Annotated in this window: 20 protein-coding genes; 14 read left to right on the top strand and 6 right to left on the bottom strand. The window is 64.2% G+C overall.

Going from position 1 to position 21,734, the window contains the following annotated elements:
- Window positions 1–103: 103 nt before the first annotated feature.
- Window positions 104–2,542, bottom strand: a complete 2,439-nt coding sequence (recG, locus tag P0D70_RS32865) for an ATP-dependent DNA helicase RecG (RefSeq protein ID WP_408187562.1) — start codon at window positions 2,540–2,542, stop codon at window positions 104–106.
- A 148-nt stretch (window positions 2,543–2,690) separates the two neighbouring features.
- Here recG and queA point away from each other — a divergent pair, with 148 nt between their 5' ends.
- The 5 genes from queA (at window position 2,691) to secF (ending at window position 8,774) form a co-directional block, all read left to right on the top strand.
- Window positions 2,691–3,749, top strand: coding sequence for a tRNA preQ1(34) S-adenosylmethionine ribosyltransferase-isomerase QueA (queA, locus tag P0D70_RS32860; RefSeq protein WP_408187561.1), 1,059 nt, complete (start codon window positions 2,691–2,693; stop codon window positions 3,747–3,749).
- Between the two features lie 110 nt (window positions 3,750–3,859).
- Window positions 3,860–5,074 carry a tRNA guanosine(34) transglycosylase Tgt gene (gene tgt, locus P0D70_RS32855; protein ID WP_408187560.1) on the top strand — a complete coding sequence of 405 codons (1,215 nt, stop codon included), beginning with the start codon at window positions 3,860–3,862 and terminating at the stop codon, window positions 5,072–5,074.
- A gap of 210 nt (window positions 5,075–5,284) precedes the next feature.
- Window positions 5,285–5,614, top strand: coding sequence for a preprotein translocase subunit YajC (yajC, locus tag P0D70_RS32850; RefSeq protein WP_013587151.1), 330 nt, complete (start codon window positions 5,285–5,287; stop codon window positions 5,612–5,614).
- Between the two features lie 118 nt (window positions 5,615–5,732).
- The gene (gene secD, locus P0D70_RS32845) at window positions 5,733–7,805 is read left to right on the top strand and encodes a protein translocase subunit SecD (protein WP_408187559.1); all 2,073 of its coding nucleotides are present in this window, start codon (window positions 5,733–5,735) and stop codon (window positions 7,803–7,805) included.
- An 18-nt stretch (window positions 7,806–7,823) separates the two neighbouring features.
- The gene (gene secF, locus P0D70_RS32840) at window positions 7,824–8,774 is read left to right on the top strand and encodes a protein translocase subunit SecF (protein ID WP_408187558.1); all 951 of its coding nucleotides are present in this window, start codon (window positions 7,824–7,826) and stop codon (window positions 8,772–8,774) included.
- A gap of 144 nt (window positions 8,775–8,918) precedes the next feature.
- Here secF and P0D70_RS32835 read toward each other — a convergent pair whose 3' ends face one another.
- The 4 genes from P0D70_RS32835 to P0D70_RS32820 form a co-directional block, all read right to left on the bottom strand.
- Window positions 8,919–10,196 carry an MFS transporter gene (locus tag P0D70_RS32835; protein ID WP_408187557.1) on the bottom strand — a complete coding sequence of 426 codons (1,278 nt, stop codon included), beginning with the start codon at window positions 10,194–10,196 and terminating at the stop codon, window positions 8,919–8,921.
- Window positions 10,197–10,474: 278 nt separating this feature from the next.
- The gene (locus P0D70_RS32830; RefSeq protein WP_408187556.1) at window positions 10,475–11,044 is read right to left on the bottom strand and encodes a YceI family protein; all 570 of its coding nucleotides are present in this window, start codon (window positions 11,042–11,044) and stop codon (window positions 10,475–10,477) included.
- A gap of 67 nt (window positions 11,045–11,111) precedes the next feature.
- The gene (locus tag P0D70_RS32825) at window positions 11,112–11,675 is read right to left on the bottom strand and encodes a YceI family protein (protein WP_091796698.1); all 564 of its coding nucleotides are present in this window, start codon (window positions 11,673–11,675) and stop codon (window positions 11,112–11,114) included.
- Window positions 11,676–11,683: 8 nt separating this feature from the next.
- Window positions 11,684–12,244: a cytochrome b gene (locus P0D70_RS32820; protein ID WP_408187555.1), complete on the bottom strand. Its 561-nt coding sequence runs from the start codon at window positions 12,242–12,244 to the stop codon at window positions 11,684–11,686.
- Here P0D70_RS32820 and P0D70_RS32815 point away from each other — a divergent pair.
- The 9 genes from P0D70_RS32815 (at window position 12,243) to P0D70_RS32775 (ending at window position 21,508) form a co-directional block, all read left to right on the top strand.
- Window positions 12,243–12,452 carry a hypothetical protein gene (locus P0D70_RS32815; protein ID WP_408187554.1) on the top strand — a complete coding sequence of 70 codons (210 nt, stop codon included), beginning with the start codon at window positions 12,243–12,245 and terminating at the stop codon, window positions 12,450–12,452. The genes P0D70_RS32820 and P0D70_RS32815 overlap by 2 nt on opposite strands.
- A 217-nt stretch (window positions 12,453–12,669) precedes the next feature.
- Window positions 12,670–13,422 carry a paraquat-inducible protein A gene (locus tag P0D70_RS32810; RefSeq protein WP_408187553.1) on the top strand — a complete coding sequence of 251 codons (753 nt, stop codon included), beginning with the start codon at window positions 12,670–12,672 and terminating at the stop codon, window positions 13,420–13,422.
- Between the two features lie 7 nt (window positions 13,423–13,429).
- Window positions 13,430–14,104 (top strand): paraquat-inducible protein A, encoded by a 675-nt coding sequence (locus P0D70_RS32805; RefSeq protein WP_408187552.1) that lies wholly within the window; start codon window positions 13,430–13,432, stop codon window positions 14,102–14,104.
- Window positions 14,097–15,755: a PqiB family protein gene (locus P0D70_RS32800; protein WP_091796702.1), complete on the top strand. Its 1,659-nt coding sequence runs from the start codon at window positions 14,097–14,099 to the stop codon at window positions 15,753–15,755. The genes P0D70_RS32805 and P0D70_RS32800 overlap by 8 nt, the downstream gene beginning before the upstream one ends.
- Entirely contained in the window at window positions 15,752–16,501 is a 750-nt protein-coding gene (locus P0D70_RS32795; RefSeq protein ID WP_408187551.1) for a PqiC family protein, read from the top strand. Before P0D70_RS32800 ends, P0D70_RS32795 begins: the two co-directional genes overlap by 4 nt.
- Before the next feature lies 1 nt (window position 16,502).
- Window positions 16,503–18,677, top strand: a complete 2,175-nt coding sequence (locus P0D70_RS32790; RefSeq protein WP_408187550.1) for a site-specific recombinase — start codon at window positions 16,503–16,505, stop codon at window positions 18,675–18,677.
- 131 nt (window positions 18,678–18,808) lie between these two features.
- Window positions 18,809–20,101, top strand: a complete 1,293-nt coding sequence (locus P0D70_RS32785) for a THUMP domain-containing class I SAM-dependent RNA methyltransferase (protein ID WP_408187549.1) — start codon at window positions 18,809–18,811, stop codon at window positions 20,099–20,101.
- 218 nt (window positions 20,102–20,319) lie between these two features.
- Window positions 20,320–20,703 (top strand): VOC family protein, encoded by a 384-nt coding sequence (locus P0D70_RS32780; RefSeq protein WP_091796706.1) that lies wholly within the window; start codon window positions 20,320–20,322, stop codon window positions 20,701–20,703.
- A 64-nt stretch (window positions 20,704–20,767) separates the two neighbouring features.
- On the top strand, window positions 20,768–21,508 hold the full coding sequence (locus tag P0D70_RS32775) for a helix-turn-helix transcriptional regulator (protein WP_408187548.1): 741 nt from the start codon (window positions 20,768–20,770) through the stop codon (window positions 21,506–21,508).
- Window positions 21,509–21,559: 51 nt separating this feature from the next.
- On the opposite strand, the gene P0D70_RS32770 is transcribed toward P0D70_RS32775, so the two are convergent.
- Window positions 21,560–21,734: NAD(P)(+) transhydrogenase (Re/Si-specific) subunit beta (locus tag P0D70_RS32770; protein WP_408185720.1), on the bottom strand; the 175-nt coding region annotated here is incomplete at its 5' end.

The following is a 21,734-nucleotide window of genomic DNA, read 5'->3' as shown; positions in this document are numbered from 1 at the left end:
CCGCACAGGGGCAACGCCAATAGACCACTAACAAAGCAAGGAAAGGCCAACAAACCCCAAACCGGCCCCAAACGCGCCGCGCAGGCAAAAAAAACCACCAACATCACGCCTTCAAATACTGCTCCCGAGCCCCAAGCCACCTGGCCAGATGCTGCATCACCACCTCGGGATACTTCTCCAGCAACTCAGCCGCCGCCTCCCGCGCTGGCTCAATGAGCCACTGATCATTCTCGAGATCCGCAAACCTGAGCATCGCCGCACCCGACTGCCGCGCCCCCAAAAACTCCCCCGGTCCGCGAATCTCCAGATCCCGTCTGGCGATCTCAAACCCATCGGTCGTCTCGCGCATAGTCTGAAGCCGCGCGCGCGCAGTCATCGACAAAGGCCCCGTATAAAGCAGCACACAAACCGAAGCCGCACTCCCACGCCCCACCCGCCCACGCAACTGATGCAACTGCGCAAGCCCAAACCGCTCGGCATGCTCGATCACCATCAACGACGCATTCGGCACATCCACGCCCACTTCGATCACCGTCGTGGCCACCAGCAACTGCACCTCGTTGCGAGTAAACGCATCCATCACCGCCGCTTTCTCAGCCGGCGCAAGTCGCCCGTGCACAAGGCCAACCTTCAGCTCGGGCAACGCGGCCACCAGCGTTTCATAAGTCTCGACCGCGGTCTGCAACTGCAAGGTCTCGCTTTCCTCGATCAGCGGACACACCCAGTACACCTGACGCCCCGTCAACGCAGCCTCGCGCACGCGCCCGATCACCTCCTCGCGCCGCGCGTCGGACACGAGCTTGGTCAGGATCGGCGTGCGCCCGGGCGGTAATTCGTCGATGGTCGACACGTCGAGGTCGGCGTAATACGTCATGGCGAGCGTGCGCGGAATCGGCGTCGCCGACATCATCAGTTGATGCGGCTGGAAGTCACGCGCGCCGTCGGCGGCGTTCTGCGCCTTGGCGCGCAACGCAAGCCGCTGCGCCACCCCGAAACGGTGCTGTTCGTCGACGATCACGAGCCCAAGCCGCGCGAATTCGACCGCGTCCTGAATGATCGCGTGCGTGCCGATCACGAGTTGCGCCGTGCCGAGCGCGGCGGCTTCGATCGCGGCGCGCTTTTCTTTGGTCTTCAGACTGCCGGCCAGCCACGCGACGCTCACGCCAAGCGGCTCCAGCCAGCCACGTAATTTGCGCGCATGCTGTTCGGCAAGAATTTCGGTCGGCGCCATGAGCGCGGCCTGATAGCCGGCGTCGATGGCCTGCGCCGCGGCCAGCGCGGCGACGATTGTCTTGCCGCTGCCGACGTCGCCCTGCAATAGCCGCTGCATCGGATGCGGCTGAGTCAGGTCGAGCGCGATCTCGCCGCCCACACGCTCCTGCGCCGCCGTCAGCGAAAACGGCAACGCCTTCAGCAAGCGCGCGACTAGCGCGGATTCGTCGCCCAGCTTGCGACGCGGCATGGCCGGCGCCGCGCGCGTGCGGCGCTCTTCGTGTGCGCGCTTGAGCGACATCTGCTGCGCGAGCAGTTCTTCGAACTTGATGCGCACCCAGGCCGGATGCGTGCCGTCGATCAACGCCGTCTCATCGGACTGCACACCCGGATGATGCAGCGTGCGCACGGCCTCCATCAGCGACGGCACGCCGAGCGGCTGCAACCACGTGCGCGCAACGGCCTCAGGCAACAACTCCGGCAATGACGTACGCGAAAGCGCGTTATCGATCGATTTGCGCAGATACGCCTGCGTCACGCCCGCCGTGCTCGGATACACCGGCGTCAGCGCATGCGGCAGCGGCGTGTCTTCGTCGACCACGCGCACCGCCGGATGCACCATCTCCATGCCGAAGAAACCGCCGCGCACGTCGCCGCGCACCCGCAGCCGCGCGCCGATCGCCATCTGCTTGACCTGCGAGCCGTAGAAGTTCAGGAAGCGCAGCACGAGTTCGTCGCCGGCGTCGTCATGCAGCTTCACCAGCAACTGACGGCGCGGACGATAGGCAATCTCGTTGTCGAACACCACACCTTCGGTCTGCGCAATGCCGCCCGGCAGCAGATGCCCGATCGGCGTCAGCGAGGTCTCGTCCTCGTAACGCATGGGCAGATGCAGCACCAGGTCGATGTCGCGCGTGAGGCCGAGCTTGGCGAGCTTGTCGGCGGTTTTTTCGGCGGGCTTGGCGGAGGACTTGGTGGAGGATTTCGCAGCGGCCTTGGGTCCGGACTTGCCTGCAGGTTTGTCGCCGAATATGCCGGCGGATTTGTCGGCAAGTTTGCCGGCGGACAGCTCGGCAAGGCTGTCGGCGTGCGCGCCGCCAGATGCGTCAGCGAGCTTGCCTACGCGTTGCCCGCTAATTTCGTCGATGGCCTTGCCGTCCGATTCATCGCGTTGTCGCGCGGCTTTTTCAGCGGTCAACTCGACATCCGCGCCAACACCCTGGCCCGCGTCGCTCCCCGCCGCCACCGCCTTGCCTCGCGAGACGCGGCGCCTGGGTTCGGCGCTCACTTCATCGGCAACGGAGGGCAATCGGCGGTCGGACAAAGGCATGGGCTGCTTCGCAAGTACAATATCGGCTGTCAAAGGGTTCGCCGCCATACGGCGCGCGCTCTCGCGGGCCGCTCCGGCGTCCCGCAATCATAGCCGCCCGGCTCCGGCTTCGGCTCAATTCAGTCTCAATTCGCTTCCAGTCGTTCGCATGTTGACGCTTTCCGATTTCGATTTCGATCTGCCCCCCGAGTTGATCGCCCAAGTCGCGCTGCCCGAGCGCAGCGCCAGCCGTCTGCTCGAGGTGAACAATCCGGCCGACGCCACCGGCGCGGCGCGCCTGATCGACCGCCGCTTTGCGGAATTGCCCGAGTGCATCGCACCCGGCGATCTGCTGGTCTTCAACGATACCAAAGTCCTGAAGGCGCGGTTCCTCGGCCAGAAGGCCAGTGGCGGCAAGATCGAGGTGCTGGTGGAACGCCTCACCGGCGAGCGCACGGCGCTCGCGCAGATTCGCGCGAGCAAGAGCCCGCAACCCGGCACCACGATCCGGCTGGCGGATGCCTTCGACGTCACGATCGGCGAACGCGTCGAGCCGTTCTACACGCTGCATTTTCCGGACGACTGCCTGACGCTGATCGAACAGTTCGGCCGTCTGCCGCTGCCGCCGTACATCGAGCACGATCCCGACTCGACCGACGAAACCCGCTACCAAACGGTGTTCGCGCAGAATCCCGGCGCGGTCGCCGCGCCCACGGCCGGCCTGCATTTCGACGAGGCGCTGCTGGCCCGCCTCGACGAAAAAGGCGTGCAGCGCGCGACGCTGACGCTGCACGTCGGCGCGGGCACGTTCCAGCCGGTGCGGGTGGAAAACCTCGCCGAGCACAAGATGCACAGCGAGTGGTATCACCTGCCGCAAGCGCTCGCCGACCAGATCGCGGCGACGCGCGCGCGCGGCAACCGCGTGGTCGCAGTGGGCACGACCTCGATGCGCGCGCTCGAAGCCGCCGCGCGCGACGCCGAAGCCGCAGGCCGGCCGCTTGCCGCCGCCAGCACGGAAACCGACATCTTCATCACGCCGGGCTATAAATTTCGCGTGGTCGACCGGCTGGTGACCAATTTCCACTTGCCCAAGTCGACGCTGCTGATGCTGGTGTCGGCCTTCGCCGGCGTTGAAACCATTCGCGAGGCTTACCGCCATGCGATCGAGCAGCGTTACCGCTTCTTCAGCTATGGCGACGCGATGCTGCTCACCCGGCGCGACGTTTGAGCCCAAGACCAGCCGTTTAAAATTTCGCAGTTCCAGGAGCCGCCGAGAACCCTTCCGGCGGCATTCATTATTTGCGCCGGACTGTTTTCCGGTAGCACAGGAGTTATTTCATGACCGACGGTCACCCCGTTAGCATGCGCGCCGACCACGGCGCTTATCTCGGCGATCACGTTCGCCCCGAAAACGGCCTCAAATTCGAACTGCTCGGCACCGACGGCCAGGCCCGCCGCGGCCGCGTCACGCTGAATCACGGTGTGGTGGAAACGCCGATCTTCATGCCGGTGGGCACGTACGGGACTGTGAAGGCGGTGCAGCCGCGCGAGCTGGAGGAAATGCACGCGCAGATCATTCTCGGCAACACTTTCCATCTGTGGCTGCGCCCCGGCCTTGAAACCATCGAGGCGCACGGCGGCCTGCACGGCTTCATGGGCTGGAAAAAGCCGATCCTGACCGATTCGGGCGGCTTCCAGGTGTTTTCGCTCGGCGATCTGCGCAAGATCACCGAAGACGGCGTCACATTCGCGTCGCCGATCAACGGTGACAAGCTGTTCCTGTCGCCCGAAGTGTCGATGCAGATCCAGAAAGTGCTGAACTCGGACATCGTCATGCAGTTCGACGAATGCACGCCGTACGCGACTAACAACGTGCCGACTTCGCACAAGGAAGCGGCCGATTCCATGCGCATGTCGATGCGCTGGGCGCAGCGCTCCATCGACGAATTCAACCGGCTGGGCAATCCGAACGCGCTGTTCGGCATCGTTCAGGGCGGCATGTTCGAAGACCTGCGCGACGAGTCGCTGGCAGGGCTCGCGGAGAAGGATTTCCACGGTCTGGCGATCGGCGGGCTGTCGGTCGGCGAACCGAAAGAAGACATGATGCGCGTGTTGAACCACATCGGCCCGAAGCTGCCGGCCAACAAGCCGCACTATCTGATGGGCGTCGGCACGCCGGAAGACCTGGTGGCGGGCGTCGCCACCGGCGTCGACATGTTCGACTGCGTGATGCCGACCCGCAACGCGCGCAACGGCTGGCTTTTCACGCGGTTTGGCGACATCAAGATCCGCAACGCCACGCACAAGAATTCGCTGCGCCCGCTCGACGAGCAATGCGGCTGCTACACCTGCCGAAATTTCACTCGCGGCTACCTGCACCATCTGCATCGCGTAGGGGAAATCCTCGGTGCGCAGTTGAACACGATCCACAACCTGCACTACTACCTCGAACTGATGCAGGAAATCCGCGATTCGATCGACGCGAAAATGTTCGAGCCCTTCCGCAAACGCTTTCACGAGAACCGCGCGCGCGGCACCGCCGAGGCGCCGTGACGGCGCGGGGACCGCGGATTCAGCGGAAGAATCCGTCGGCCTCGCCGGGAAAACCTTACAATCGACTTTCGCGAACGGCGCTAAAAACGGCAAACCAGCCTTTAAACGGTTGATCCCAAAGCCGATTCGCCGCGCCGACGCGCGTCAGGCCGGTGGTAGAATAACCGGCTGATTTTTTTGATCGTTTTGACTTATAACGGAGAGACCAACGTGTCGTTCATTTCCAATGCCTTCGCCCAAGGCACCGCAGCAGGTGGCGTTGAGTCGAACCTGATGAGCTTCCTGCCGCTGATCCTGATGTTCGGCGTGCTGTACTTCATCATGATTCGCCCGCAAATGAAGCGCCAGAAGGAACATCGCAACATGCTCGCCGCCATGGCCAAGGGCGATGAAGTGGTGACGAATGGCGGCATCGTCGGCAAGGTGACCAAGGTGGGTGAAGCTTACGTCGGCGTCGAGATCTCGGAAGGCACGGAAATCACCGTGCAAAAAGCGTCGGTCACGACGATTCTCCCGAAGGGCACGATCAAGTCGCTGTAAGGCCTGCTCTCTCGCGTCCGGCGCGGCCTCGCCCGCGATTCATGCAATCCAGCGCTGAATCGCCCGCGCTCATCGCCGGACGCATCGCTTCCAAGCCAACCTTCCCGTTGGACCACTCATGAATCGTTACCCCCTCTGGAAATACGCCGTGATGCTGGTGGCTCTGGTCATCGGCCTCGTGTACACGCTGCCCAACCTGTTCGGCGAAGCGCCGGCGGTGCAGGTGTCGAGCGGCAAGGCAACGGTCAAGCTCGACTCGACCACGCTGTCGGCTGTCGAAGCCGCGCTCGCCGCGAATCAGATCAAGCCGGACGACGTCACGTTCGACAACGCGTCGACCAACGCGAACATCCGCGTGCGTCTGCCGGACACCGACACGCAACTGCGCGTGAAGGACCTGCTGCAGAAGTCGCTGAACAGCGACCCGACCGACCCGCAGTTCATCGTGGCGCTGAATCTGCAAAGCGCGTCGCCGCGCTGGCTGACCGCCCTGCACGCGCTGCCGATGTACCTCGGTCTCGATCTGCGCGGCGGTGTTCACTTCCTGCTGCAGGTCGACATGGCCGGCGCGCTCAACAAGAAGCTCGACTCGGACGCTTCGGACGCGCGCACGCTGCTGCGTGACAACAATATCCGCGACGGCGGCGTGAACCGCGTCAACCAGACGGTGGTGATCAATTTCGCCGACCAGGCGAGCGCGGACAACGCATCGAAGCAACTGAGCCGCAGCATCAGCGAACTCCAGTGGGCCTCGCAAGCGAGCCCGGACGGCAGCGTACAACTCGTCGGCACGTTCACGCCGACGGTGCAGAAAGCCGTGCAGGACGCCGCGCTCAAGCAGAACATCACCACGCTGCATAACCGCGTGAACGAACTCGGCGTGGCCGAGCCGGTGATCCAGCAGCAAGGCTCCGACCGCATCGTGGTCGAACTGCCGGGCGTGCAGGACACGGCGAAGGCGAAGGACATCATCGGCCGTACGGCAACGCTCGAAGCGCGCCTCGCCGATCCGGTCAACACGCATCCGAACCCGTCCGATCCGGTGCCGCCGGGCGACGAGCTGTTCACGCAAGGCAACCAGACGCCGGTGCTGCTGAAGAAGCAGATCATCTTCACGGGCGACCGGATTATCGACGCGTCGGCGGGCTTCGACGAGCACCAGCGCCCGTCGGTCAATATCCGCCTGGATTCGGCCGGTGGCCGCGCGGTGCGCAGCGTGTCGCGCGACAACATCGGCAAGCCGATGGCCATGGTGCTGTTCGAAAAGGGCAAGGGCGAAGTGCTGACGGTGGCGACCATCCAGTCGGAACTGGGCGACCGCTTCCAGATCACCGGCCAGGCCACGCCGCAAGGCGCCGCCGACCTCGCGCTGCTGCTGCGCGCCGGTTCGCTGGCCGCGCCGATGGACATCATCGAAGAACGCACGATCGGCCCGAGCCTCGGCGCGGACAACATCAAGAAGGGCTTCCACTCGGTGGTGTGGGGCTTCGCGGCGATCGCCGTCTTCATGATCGCGTACTACATGCTGTTCGGCGTGATCTCCATGATCGGCCTGTCGGTCAACCTGCTGCTGCTGATCGCCGTGCTGTCCATGCTGCAGGCCACGCTCACCCTGCCGGGTATCGCCGCTATCGCGCTCGCGCTCGGGATGGCGATCGACGCCAACGTGCTGATCAACGAACGGGTGCGTGAAGAACTGCGCAACGGCGCGCCGCCGCAACTGGCGATCCAGAACGGCTACGCGCACGCCTGGGCAACGATTCTCGACTCGAACGTCACCACGCTGATTGCCGGTATCGCGTTGCTCGCGTTCGGCTCGGGCCCGGTGCGCGGGTTTGCGATCGTGCACTGTATCGGCATTCTCACGTCGATGTTCTCGGCCGTGTTCTTCTCGCGCGGCATCGTCAACCTCTGGTACGGCGGCAAGAAGAAGCTGAAGTCGCTGGCCATCGGTCAGGTGTGGCGTCCGGATACGGCGCCCGCGGGCTCGGCGGCTTACCTCGGTAGCGAAGACGCCGCGACCGACACGGCGCAAGCCGTCGCCGCGGTCGCCGCCAAGCCGTCGAAGGCGAGAGCTGCGGTCGCGCAGGCTCGCGCCGGCAAGCCGACCGTACGCCGCCGCAACGCGCCGGGTTCGTCGAATACGTCGAATACGTCGAATACGCCGCAGAAACCGGGTTCATCCCGCTGAGTCCCGGAGAACAAGACCATGGAATTTTTCCGTTTCCGCAAAGACATTCCGTTCATGCAGCGTGCGTTGATTTTCAACGCGATCTCGCTGCTGACGTTCCTTGCTGCTGTGTTTTTCCTGCTGCATCGCGGGTTGCATCTGTCGGTGGAGTTCACCGGCGGTACGGTGATCGAAGTGCAGTATCCCGGCGCCGCGCCGCTCGAACCGGTGCGCGGCACGCTGGGCAAGCTCGGTTATGCCGACGCTCAGGTGCAGAACTTCGGCACCTCGCGCGACGTGCTGATCCGTCTGCCGCTCAAGCAGGGCTATACGTCCGCACAACAGAGCGATCAGGTGATGACCGCACTGAAGGCCGAAACGCCGCAGGTGCAGCTGCAGCGTGTCGAGTTCGTCGGCCCGCAGGTCGGCAAGGAACTCGCCACCGACGGCCTGCTCGCGCTGGCCTGCGTGGTGGTCGGCATCGTGATCTACCTGTCGTTCCGCTTCGAATGGAAGTACGCGGTGGCCGGCGTGATCGCGAACTTGCACGACGTGGTGATCATTCTCGGCTTCTTCGCGTTCTTCCAGTGGGAGTTCTCACTCTCCGTGCTGGCTGCGGTGCTCGCGGTGCTCGGTTACTCGGTGAACGAATCGGTTGTTATCTTCGACCGGATTCGTGAGACCTTCCGCCGCGAACGCAAGCTGAGCGTGATCGAAGTGATCAACCACGCGATCACGAGCACGATGTCGCGGACCATCATCACCCACGGCTGTACGCAGATGATGGTGCTCTCGATGTTCCTGTTCGGCGGCCCCACGCTGCACTACTTCGCTCTCGCGCTGACGGTCGGTATTCTGTTCGGTATCTACTCGTCGGTGTTCGTCGCCGCGGCGCTCGCCATGTGGTTTGGCGTGAAGCGCGAAGACCTGATCAAGGACAAGAAGGAACGCGGCGACGCGGACGATCCGAACGCGGGCGCGCAAGTCTGATCCTGTTTTAGCGTCAGACCTCGGAATGCAAAAGGCCGGTTCATGATGAACCGGCCTTTTGCGTTTACCGCCGCCCTGCCTTACCGTCGCCCTGCTTCACCACCGCGCCGCGCCCATCCGCTGCGGCAACGGCAAGCATACGCCTCAGCGGAACCCGAGCTTGCGCCGCGCCGCCATCAGCGCGACGAGGCTCACCACCGCGGCGAAAATCAGGTAGTAACTCGGCGCGGTCTTCGAACCCGTCGCGCTGATCAGCCACGCAATGATGAACGGCCCGAAGCCGCCGAAAATCGTCACGGCAATGTTATAAGCCAGCGACATGCCGGTCGTACGCGTTTGCACCGGAAACATCTCCGAGAGCAGACCTGGCAGGGCCGCGAAATAACCGGTCATCAGAAAGCCGAACACGATCTGCATGGCGATCAAGGTGCCGAAAGTCGGATGCGCGACCAGGTACGCGAAGGCCGGGTTGATCAGCACGAGCAGCAGCAGCGCCGAGATCAGCATGATCGTGGTGCGCCCGTGCCGGTCGGACAGATGGCCGACCAGCGGCGAGAACACCATCTGGATCACGCCGGTCAGTGCGATCGCCGCGAACGCGACTGAAGGCGCCAGTCCCAATTGCTTCACGCCGAAGGTCGGCATGAACAGCACCAGATACGTCGATACCGTGCCGAGCACCACCACGCCGATCGCGATCAGCAGGCGCAATTTCTGGCTGGTGAAGGTATCGCGCAGCGGCGTCGTGGTCGTTTCGGCGGCGAGGAATTCGGGCGTCTCATCGAGCCTGGTGCGGATGTACCAGGCGACCGGTCCGATGAGGAGGCCAAAGAAGAACGGCACGCGCCAACCCCACGAGGCCATCTGCTCAGGCGAAAGCTTGCCGGTGAGCAGTACACCGAAGCCGGCGGCAAGCAGCGTGGTGAGCCCCTGACTCGCCACCTGCCAGCTCGCGAAAAAGCCGCGCCGCCCCGGCACGTGTTCCGCGAGAAAGGCGGTGGCGCTGCCGAACTCGCCGCCCGCCGAAAAGCCTTGCATCAGACGGGCCAATACAAGAATCACCGGTGCGGCGAGGCCGATGCTCTGATAGGTCGGCAGGACCGCGATGATCAGCGTGCCGGCCATCATCAGTAGGATCGAGAGTGTGAGCGCCGCCTTGCGGCCGGCGCGGTCGGCGTAGGCGCCGATCACGATCGCGCCGAGCGGCCGCATGAAGAACGACACGCCGAAGGTGCCGAGGGTGAGGAGGAGCGACACCGTGTCGTTACCGGCCGGAAAAAACAGCTTCGCGATGACCACCGCGAAAAATCCGTACACCACCAGATCGAACCATTCCAGCGCGTTGCCGATCGAGGCCGCGACCACCGCGCGCCACGAACTTTGCCGGCTCCCCGTGAGGCTTGCTGCTGTCGTTGCGTTCATGCAGATCTCCAATTCGCGCGGAATATTATTCATGTGGGCTTGACGCCCTGAATGCCCGACTGGATGCGCGCACAACCAGTGCGGTGCCTGCGCTCTATGTACCCGAAAAATTAATACGGCGCGAGTGCGAAATTGCGCTATGCCGCTGCATAAGGCTTCCGGCGTCTCAGGCGGCCAATAAAAAACCGCTTCGTCGCCAAAGCGAACGAAGCGGTTTTTTTGTTGCGACGCAACGGTCGTGCGATTCAATACCCGCACGCGGCAGACGCGTTAAGCATTTATTGCTTGATGCCTTCGGCCTGAATATGCAGCTTGGTATCCATATTGAAGCCGTACTTGGCGCCGAAATCCATGCCGTAGTCAGCGCGGTTGAAATGGGCGCTCGCTTCCACGCCGCACACTTCACGCTTGAGCACCGGATGCGGCATGCACTTGAACGACTCGATCTTCAGATTCAGCGGCTTGGTGACACCGTGCATCGTCAGATTGCCGATCACTTCGACCGGCTTGTCGCCGTCGAACTTGATCTCGGTGCCCTTGTACGTCACCGAAGGATATTTGGCGATGTCGAACAGCGCATCCGTCTTCAGATGCTCGTCGAGCTTGCTGTTGCCGGTGTCGATCGAAGCGGGATCGACCGTCACGTCGACGGTACCGGTTTTAGCCGAACGGTCGAGCGTGACCGTGCCGGAGCTCTTGGTGAACTTGCCGCGCCACACCGAAAGACCGCCGAAGTGATCCGCCTCGAAGCTCGGATACGTGTGGGTCGGGTCGAGCTGATAGGTATCGGCCGCCGCGAACGCGCCCAATGAGAAAGAAGAAGCGAGCGTGCCGATGGCGATCAACATGGATGTTTTCAATTCGTGCTCCCAGGTTTCAGAAAAAAGCTGCCCCGCCCGACCGGCGCGGCGAACGTCACTTATGTGCTGCAACGATATGAAACTTGATGACCACTTCGTCGGCGACCACCGAGGTGTCTTTCCATTCGCCGGTGCCGATATCGAACTGCGAGCGCTTGATCGGGAGTGAACCGTCGAAGGTTTGCACCGCGCCCTGCTGGGATACCGTAACCGGCACCACCACGGTCTGCGACTTGCCCTTGATGGTCAGCTTGCCGGTCACCTTGAACTGGTTGCCGCCGGCCGGCGCAATCGCGCTCGAGACAAAAGTGGCACTCGGATACGTCTTCGCGTCGAACCAGTCCTTGCCGCGCACCTGGTCGTTGTAGCTTTCGTCGCCGAGATCGTAGCTGGCCACGTCGATGCTGAACTGCGCACTGCCGTCGGCCGGTTTTGCCGGATCGAACTTGACCTGCGCGGTGAATTTACCGAATTTGCCTTCCACCGGCACATTCATCTGTTTCGACGTGGCCGTCACCGAACTCTTCGCGACGTCGACTTGCGCCATGGCGCTGCCGGCCACTGTCAACGAGGCCGCGGCAAAGGCGGCGAGCATGTAGCGATAAAACGAAACCTTCATGGTTGTCCTTATTTGAGGAAAGGGAGCATGCGCGAAAGCAGACCGTCGCGATCCAGCCATTGATGCTTGAGCGCGGCCGCGACGTGCAGCGCGACCAGCACGAGCAGGGTGTAATTCAGCGTGATATGCACGTTCTTCAGCAGTTCCTTGAGGTGCGGGTCCGGCGCGATCAGGCGCGGCAGCGGAATCAGCCCGAGGTACACCACCGGCACGTTGGCCGCCGAACTATAGAGGTAGCCCGAAGCGGGAATCGCGATCATCAGCACGTACAGCAACACGTGTACGAGATGCGCCGCGCCACGCTGCCAGACCGGCATGCGGCGGGGCATCACGGGCGCCGCGTGCGTGGCGCGCCACAGAATGCGCAGGACGGCGAGCGCGAATACCGTTACGCCAATCCACTTGTGCCACGAAAAATACTTCAGCTTGGTGGGCGTGAAGCCCGGGATATCGGTCATTACCCAGCCGAGGGCGAAGCCGCATACGATCAGCAGCGCGATCAGCCAATGCAGGGCAATGGCAGTCGACGAATACGATTCCCGGCTACCGAATGAAGGATTGAGTGCCATGACAGGTCAACGCAAGCTAAGAGAGGTTAACGGCGCAGTCCGCGTGAATATTCCGGATGCCGATGCGCAAGGCATCGGTTCATCTGAACGGACAATGCCTGCGGCGACACGCGCCAAGGCGGCCATGCTACCCGAACCGGAAAAAACTGGCAGAGCGTTGCCGGAGGCCACCCACGCGGAGTTTCAGCGCCCATGCCGCACCCATTGAACAATTAGGGACGGAGGCTGTCAGAGCTAGACGGATGCAATGTAGGATTAACCGCCCGCCGTCGTGCGCCCTGGCTCACAATCGTCACAATCCGACCTCGGCGCAACAGCCGGTGCGACGGCGGAGCGCCTTTGGTACTATTGCTCCACACTTTCATCAGACCTGCCAAAGAAACGGGCATTGCACGCTTCCCCTCACACTGTCAGCCCTTTGCCCTATGGAACATGACAACCTGATCGCGTGCCATGAGTGCGATACGCTGTTCCACAAACCCCGGCTTGTCGGGCGCACGCTCGCGCGCTGTCCGCGCTGCGGGGCGACGCTTTATCGCGGCGTCTCCCGCAAGCTCGACGCCATCAGCGCCATGACGCTGGGCGCGCTGATCACCTTCCTGATCGCGCAGGGCTTCCCGATCGTCGAACTCGAAACCAACGGCATCACGTCGCAGACCACGCTGTTCGGCGCGCTCGTCGCGCTGTGGGACGAGGACATGCAGATCGTCGCGGTCATGGTGTTCTGCTCGACCATCCTGTTCCCGCTGACCGAACTGGTCGCACTGCTCTATGTGCTGATTCCGCTACGCGCCGGCTATGTGCCGCGCGCCTTCAACCGGGTGCTGCGCGCCATTCAATTCGTGCGCCCGTGGGGCATGATTGAAGTCTTCATGCTTGGGATACTGATCACCATCGTGAAGATGGTGAGCCTCGCGCGCGTGATTCCCGAGGCGGCGTTGTTTGCGTTCGGCGTGCTCACGCTGATGCTCGCCGTGGTGGTCACGTTCGATCCGCGCATTCTGTGGGACCTCGCCGACGAACTGGGCGCCCGCGACCAACGGCCGCTGCCGCGCACTTCCGCCGACAGCGCGGCCGCCGCCGTCAACTCGGTCGCCGGACCGCCCGCTCCGCCCGAAGTGCGTGGCGCGGAGCCAACCGCGTTGCCGCCGGTGCCGCCGGTGCCACGTCGAGGATGAGCACGCCATGAAATACATCACCGCGAGACGCGCGGGCCTCGTCAGTTGCCACGCGTGCGGACGCGTCGAGCCGCGCATTCGCTCCGTCACGGCGCAGCACTGCTCACGGTGCGGCGCGCACCTTCACTCGCGCAACCCCGACAGCCTGATGCGCACGTGGGCGCTGCTGATTGCCGCCGCGCTGCTGTATATTCCCGCGAACCTGCTGCCGGTGATGCACACGGCGTCGCTGCTCGGCTCCGAAGACGACACCATCATGAGCGGCGTCGTCTATTTCTGGACCTCGGGCGACTGGCCGCTCGCGGTGATCGTGTTTATCGCCAGCATCATGGTGCCGATGCTCAAGCTGAGCGTGCTGGTGTTGCTCACCATCACGGCGCAGCGCCGTTCGCGCTGGCGGCCCGACCAGCGCATCACGCTTTACCGGATGGTCGAGCGGATCGGGCGCTGGTCGATGCTGGACGTGTTCGTCGTCACGCTGACCGTCGCGCTGGTGCGCTTCAAATCGCTTGCCGTCATTACGGCCGGCCCGGGGGCGATCGCCTTCGGCTCGGTGGTGATTCTGACCATGCTGGCCTCCATGCAGTTCGACCCACGGCTCATCTGGGATCACGTGGAAGGCGGCGTGCAAGGCGGCGTGAAGCGCAATACCCAAAAACCTCAGGACCTCAAACATGACTAGCCCGCAAGAACCGACGCCCGCCTCCGATGCGCCGCGCAACGATTCGAACGGACCGAAGCTGCCGCCCCAACTCCCAGACCCGGAAATCGAACCGCGCAGCCGCTGGCTGCCGTCTCTCGTCTGGGTGATTCCGCTGATCGCCGCGCTGATCGGCATCGCGCTCGTGATCAAATCGGTCACCGCGAAAGGCCCGACCATCACGATCAGCTTCGTCAGCGCCGAGGGGCTCGAACCGGGCAAGACCAAGGTGAAGTACAAGGACGTCGACGTCGGCTCCGTGAAGACCATCACGCTGTCGAAAGATCTGTCGCACGTACTGGTACAGGTGCAGTTGACCAAGGAAGGCGAAGACTTCGCGGTCAAGGATTCGCGCTTCTGGGTGGTGCGGCCGCGCGTCGGCGCGAGCGGCGTGTCGGGTCTCACCACGCTGCTCTCGGGCGCGTATATCGGTGCGGACGCCGGGCACTCGCCGGATACCGAGAAGGACTTCGTCGGCCTTGAAACGCCGCCGCCGATTACCGGCGACCAGAAGGGTCACCAGTTCGTGCTGCACGGCGACTCGCTCGGCTCGATCGACATCGGCTCGCCGATCTTCTACCGGCGCGTGCAGGTCGGCCAGGTGGTCGGCTTCTCGCTCGACAAGGACGGCACCGGCGTGACCATGCAGGTCTTCGTGTCCGCGCCGTTCGACCAGTACGTCGGTACCAATTCGCGCTGGTGGCATGCGAGCGGCGTCGATCTGCGGCTCGATTCCAGCGGCTTCAAGCTGAACACGCAGTCGCTCGCCACGGTGATCGTGGGCGGCCTGTCGTTCCAGTCGCCGCCGGGGCAAGGCGTGGGCGCGCAGGCGCCGAACAACATGACCTTCCGCCTCGGTTCGGATGAAGCCGATGCGATGCGCGAGCCGGACGGCGTGCCGCTGCGCGTGGTGATGAACTTCAACCAGTCGCTGCGCGGCCTGTCGATCGGCGCACCGGTCGATTTCCGCGGCATCGTGCTGGGGCAGGTGACCAACATCGGCATCGACTACGATCCGAAGACGCGCAGCTTCACCATGCCGGTGACGATGAACCTCTATCCGGACCGCCTCGGCAGGCGCTTCCGCGAAACCGCGCCGGCACCGGGCAGCCTCGCGGGTCAAACCATGCTACAACAGCTCGTCAAACACGGTTTGCGCGGCCAGTTGCGCACCGGCAATCTGATTACGAGCCAGTTGTACGTGGCGGTGGACATCTTCCCGAAGGCGCCGCCGGCAACCGTCGACGTGGCGAGCGATCCGCTCGAACTGCCGACCATTCCGAACACGCTCGACGAGTTGCAGCTCCAGGTCGCCGACATCGCGAAGAAGCTCGACAAGGTGCCGTTCGACCAGATCGGCAACAACCTCAACAGCGCGCTGAAGAATGCCGATCAGCTCTTCACGCGACTCGACAAGGAAGTGGTGCCGCAGGCCCGCGATACGCTCGCGGCGGCGAAGCAAACCTTCGGTTCGGCCGAGGCGACATTGCAGCAGGACTCGCCGTTGCAGTCCGATGTTCATCAGGCGCTGCAGGAACTGACGCGCACGTTGCAGTCGCTCAATGCGCTGTCGGATTATCTGGAGCGCCATCCCGAATCGCTGTTGCGCGGTAAAACAGGAGATAAACCATGATGTTTGCCCGGCTCCCTCGTCCGCCGCGCGGGTTCGCGCGCGGCGCCGTTCTTGCCGGCGCTCTGGCCGGACTGGTGACGCTCGCGGCGTGCTCGTCGCCGTCGAGCCGCTTTTATACGCTGGGAGCGGATAGCGCTGCCGGAGCCGCCGCGCCGGTCAGCGCCCGCACGGCGGCTGCGCCCGCGTGGCTGATCGAAGTCGCGCCGATCGACGTGCCGCCGCAGGTGTCGAAGAATCAACTGGTCGTGCAAACCGGACCGACGCAGGTCAAAGTGCTCGAGGAAGAGCGCTGGGCCTCACTGCCCGGCGACGAGATCCGGCGCGCGTTGTCGACGAGTCTGACGCAGCAGCTCAACACGATCGACGTGTTCGGCACCGCGCACCCGGATGCCACGCCGGTGTATCGGGTCAGCATGAACGTGCAGCGCTTCGAGTCATGGCCGGGTTCGCATGCGTTGATCGACGCGGTGTGGAGCGTTCGCGCGGTACGCAGCAACACGGTGATGACGTGCCGCAGCGTGGTCAGCGAACCGGTGAGCGGCGGGTATGACGCGCTGGTCGACGGGCATCGGCGCGCGCTGCAGCGGATTTCCGTGCAGGTGGCTTCAGCGGTACAGGCCATGGCTGCCGCTGCTCCGCAAGGTCAAGGCGCCAAGGCGACCTCTTCCTCGGCCAAAGGAGCGACTGTGAGCGCGGCAGTGCCGGCGTGTCCTTCAGCGGACAGCGCTGCGGGAGCCGGCGCCTGAAGTGTTCGATTCGCTCAAACGTCTCAACAGGAAATGGCGCGCTTCGCGCGACGGCGGTCACCAGCTCGATGCGCTGCTGGCGATCGCCGACCGCACTGCCCCCTATGCGGAGCGCAGTGAGTGGCTGATCGAACTCGCTCACTGGATTCGCCGGGGCCGCGTGGTCCAATCCGGCGCCACCGCTGAAGACACCGCTAGCCACTCGATCCCTGCGCACACGCGAATCCGCTACCTCCTGCATGTGCTGGATCGCAACCCCGTCTGGAAGGCCAACGTCGCCGGCATTCTGCGTGCTCTGCTGCGCGAGAGCGACGGCCTTTCGCTGCTGTGCGACGCCGGCATGCCCGTGCATTCGGGCTTCTTTGGTGCGCTGTTCGAGCGGCTCGAAGCAGCGTTGATTCCGCCCGCGCCGAATCGGCGCGACCTCACCGCGATCGTCACGCTCATGTTCAGCTCGGAGCGGGACGCCGAATGGATCGGCGCGCTTCCCACCGATCTGCTGATCCGCATTCACGCGCTTTTCGACTACGCGGCGGACGAAGACGAACAACGCGACGCCACGCCGTTTTCGCTCGACCTGCTGGCCGCGCTGCATAACCTGACCTGCCAGATCAGCTCGACGGGCCTGTCGCAAACCGTGCGCAGCCGTTTGGGCGGAGCCGATCCGGACGAGCACGGCTTCGATCACGCGCACCGTGGACGCGACGGCCATGACGCCCACGAGGCCAGCGACATGCGCGTCGCGATGGAAAAGCAGCCGTTCTACCGGCTCACGCGTGCGATGCTCGCCGTCGAAGCCGCGCATCAGGCGTTCGTGGCGGGCGCCCCGCAAGACCCGCTGCTGCACGAGGTCAACTATCTGCGGCTGCTGCTCGACGAATGCCGCGGCGCGACCGACAACGTCTTCGCGCACCTCTATCGCAACGGCGTGAGCGTCGACATCGTGTTCCAGGTCGAACGGATGCGCATGCGGATCGTGCGCGCCGAGCATCTGCTCAATGCATGGATGGCGCACGACGATCCGCACGCCGGCGCGCGTCTTACCGCCGAACTCGTCGACGCGAATCATGCGAGCCAGAGCGTCGCGCATCTCATGCGCAGCAATTTTTCTCTGCTGGCGCGCAAGGTCGTCGAATACAGCGCCGATACGGGTGAGCACTACATCGCCCGCGATCGCACCGAATATCTGAAGATGCTGCGCATGGCGGCCGGCGGCGGCCTCGTCACCGTCGTCACGGTGTGCGTGAAATTCGCCATTACGGGCGCGCATTTTCAGGCGATGTTCGAAGGGCTGCTCGCCGGCATCAACTACGCGGCCAGCTTCCTGCTGATGCACTTTCTGCATTTCTCGCTCGCCACCAAGCAGCCGGCCATGACCGCGCCGACGCTCGCGCGGGAACTCGACGGTGTCGGCACGCCGGCAGGGGTCGACAGTTTCGTCAGTTCGGTGACCGCGCTGATGCGCACCCAGGCCGCCGCGGTACTGGGCAACGTGCTGCTGGTGTTCCCCGTGAGCCTCGGCGTGCAACTGCTGTGGCACGCGCTGTTTCACGCCGACATCATTTCACCGGCGAAGGCGCACGCCACGCTGCATTCCTTCTCGCTCTGGGGGCCCACGCCGTTCTATGCCGCGTTGACCGGCGTGCTGCTGTGGTCGTCCAGCCTGCTCGCGGGTTGGGCGGACAACTGGTTCGTGCTGCATCGCGTCGCCGACGCCCTCGCCTACAACCGCCGTCTGCGCCTGACGCTCGGCGCGGCCGGCGCCAACCGGATCGCACGGTTCTGCCGCGCGAATGTGGCCGGAGTCGTCGGCAATATCACGCTCGGTCTGATGCTCGGCCTGGTGCCGGCGATTCTCACCGCGTTCGCGTTCTCCTTCGAAGTGCGGCACGTAACGCTCAGCGCCGGTTCGATCGGCGTCGCGCTCGGCGTGCTCGGCAAGGACGCTCTGAAGCTGCCGGAGTTGTGGTGGGCGGTGGCGGGTGTCGGCAGCATGGCGATACTCAATGTAGCGGTGAGTTTCGCGCTCGCCTTCTATATGGCGGTGAAATCGCGCGACTTGCGACGCAACGCGGTGCGCTCGCTGCGCGGCGCGATCTGGCAACGGGTGTTCCGGCATCCACTGGAGCTGGTCTGGCCGGCAAAAACGGCCAACGCGGCCCGCGCAGTCCGGTAGCGGCTCGCGCCGGCAAGCGCTCGCCGCGCCGCCGCGCAAGCGGGCGCGGCTTGCCGCCAGACGATCGCGCATGGGCCGCTCAGCCCGACCGCGTACAATAGCGCCTTATTCAACGCCTTCCGGCAACCTCAATGTCCTTCGATTTCTTCCTCCCTTGCCCACGCGGCCTTGAAGCCTCGCTCGCGGCTGAACTCGCCGAAATTGCCGCCCAGCACCTGAACGGCGCGCCGTTCACGGCCGGCGCACAAGTGCCGGGCGGCGTGCATTTCCGCGGAGGCTGGGCTGCCGGCATGGCCGCCAACCTGTATTCGCGCCTCGCGAGCCGCGTGCTGCTGAAAATCGCGCATCGCCCGTATCGCAGCGAGCAGGACATTTACGCGCTCGCGGTTGAACAGCGTTGGGAACAGTGGTTCTCCGCAAACGAAACGCTGCGCGTGGACGTCACCGCGATCAAATCGCCGCTGCGCAGCCTGGAATTCACCACGCTGCGTGTGAAAGACGCGATCTGCGACCGTCTACGCGAAGTCAGCGGCGCGCGTCCGAGCATCGACACCGCCATGCCCGACGTGCGCGTGTTCGCGTTTCTTACCGCCACCGACTGCACGCTGTATCTCGACACCTCGGGCGATCCGCTCTTCAAGCGCGGCTGGCGCCTCGACAAGGGCGCGGCGCCGCTGCGCGAGAATCTGGCCGCGGGCATTCTGCGTCTGACCGGCTGGACCGCCGGCACGCCGCTGTACGACCCGATGTGCGGCAGCGGCACGTTCCTCGCCGAAGCCGCGCAGGTGGCGCTGAAGATCGCGCCGGGCGCGGAACGCCGCTTCGGCTTCGAAAAGCTCAAGCAATACGAGGCCAAGACCTGGCAAGCGCTCAAGGCCGCCGCGCTCGACGCGAAACATGCCGCGCGCAGTTCGCGTGCCGATCTGCAGATCTTCGGCAGCGATATTTCCGGCGACATGCTCGACAAGGCGCGCGCCAACTTCCAGCGTGCCGGCCTGCCGTCAATTCCGCTCAAGCAGATCGACGCGCGCAACATGACGCCGCCCAGTTCCGCCGCGGGCATTCTCGTCGCCAACCCGCCCTATGGCGAACGGATCGAAGTGCGCGGACGTAACGCGCGCGGCGAGCTACGCGAAGGCCGCGGCAATCGTGAGAGCCGCGAAGATGAGGGCTTTCGCCGCGCTCAGGAAGAAACGCCGGATAGCGAATTCTTCCATTCGCTCGGCGACGCGCTCAAGCAACGCTTCACCGGTTGGCATGCGTTCATCCTGACGTCGGATCGCAAGTTGCCGGGGCAGTTGCGCCTGCGTGAATCGACCAAGACGCCGCTCTTTAACGGGGCGCTCGAATGCCGCCTGTTCCGCTTCGACCTGATTGCGGGCAGCGTGCGGCAGCGGCCGCAAACCGATACGCCGGCGGCTTGAGGCATACCGTCTCCTGCACCGCTGCAAGGCGATAAAAACCGCGAGCCGTGAACCGGCCCCGCGGTTTTTTTTCGCCTGCCGCGTTCTTTAGCTGCGCCACATCTTTGCTCGCTCCTGCCACCCCTACTGACACCACGCTGTCAGTAGCACCCCCGCACACTCCTCCTCACGCCATCCGGCGCTTTGCACGGCTTACCCGCCATCCATAGGAGAGTGACATGTCCGCAGCATCCAAAGTTGTTGCATGGTTCGAGATTCCGTCCGTCGATTTCGATCGCGCCGTTCGTTTCTACGAAGCCGCGCTCGACGTCAAACTGAACGTGCAGGACATCGGCGGCCAGCCGATCGCCGTGTTCGGCTATGAAGAACCGGCCACCGGCGGCGCGATCGTCCACAGTCCGTCGATGACGCCGACAGGCGACGGCGTGCTCGTCTACCTGAACGCGCAGCCGACCGTCGACGCCGTGCTCGCGCGCGTCGAAAAAGCCGGCGGCAAGACCGACGGCCCGGTGATCAAACTGCCGCAGGACATCGGCTATATCGCGTTCTTCACCGATACCGAGGGCAACCGCCTCGGCCTGCATTCGCGGACCAACGGTTAAGCAACTCGACGTCCGTGCGCGGCGGCCGCCACGCGCCACGCACGGACGCTGACCGGAGCGCGGCATGCGGCGCTATCATCGCGGGACTGCCCCTGTCCTCCTCTACCCAACGCCCACGATGACGCGCCGCGCCGACCGCCTGTTCCAGATCGCCGAGCTGCTGCGCGGACGGCGTCTGACCACCGCGCAGCAGCTCGCCGACTGGCTCAACATCTCACTGCGCACGGTCTATCGCGATGTACGCGATCTGCAACTGTCAGGGGTGCCGATCGAAGGCGAAGCCGGCATCGGCTACCGCTTGAGCCGCACGGCGAGTTTGCCGCCGCTCACCTTCACCGCCGACGAACTGGCCGCGCTCGCCGCGGGCGCGCGCATGCTCGAATCGTGGGGTGGCGCCGGTTTCGCGGGCGGCGCGCGCGGGGCGCTCGCCAAAATCGCCTCGGCCATGCCCGCCGACAAACGCGCGACGCTGGAAAGGCTGGCGGTCTTTGCGCCGTCGTTTCACATCAAAGGGGATTTTTCCGCGCAACTCGACGCGCTGCATCGTGCGATCGACACGCGGCACGTGGTGAGCTTTGCCTACGTCGATGTGAACGGCGCGGCGACCGAGCGTCGTGTCTGGCCGCTTGCGCTCGCCTACTGGGGCGCGCGCTGGACGCTCGGCGCATGGTGCGAACTGCGCGGGGATTTCCGCAATTTCGGACTGGAGAAGATCCAGAATCTTCAGGTGCGCGAACAGTATCCGGATCAGGAAGGCAGACGGCTTGCGGATCTGTTGCGGCATGTGAATGCGAAGCCGAAGTGACGATCGCGGTTTGCCGTGGGGAGGCAAACCGCGAACTCATTTCAAGCAGCTTTACTCGACCGCTTTCACCATATCCTCAATCACCTTCTTCGCATCGCCGAACACCATCATCGTCTTGTCCATGTAGAACAGGTCGTTGTCGAGACCGGCGTAGCCTGCTGCCATCGAACGCTTGTTGACGATCACCGTGCGCGCCTTGTACGCCTCGATAATCGGCATGCCCGCA

The sequence above is a fragment of the Paraburkholderia sp. RL17-381-BIF-C genome (genome assembly GCF_046026435.1).
Classification (GTDB): domain Bacteria; phylum Pseudomonadota; class Gammaproteobacteria; order Burkholderiales; family Burkholderiaceae; genus Paraburkholderia.
This window is presented reverse-complemented; position numbering and strand designations above follow the sequence as displayed.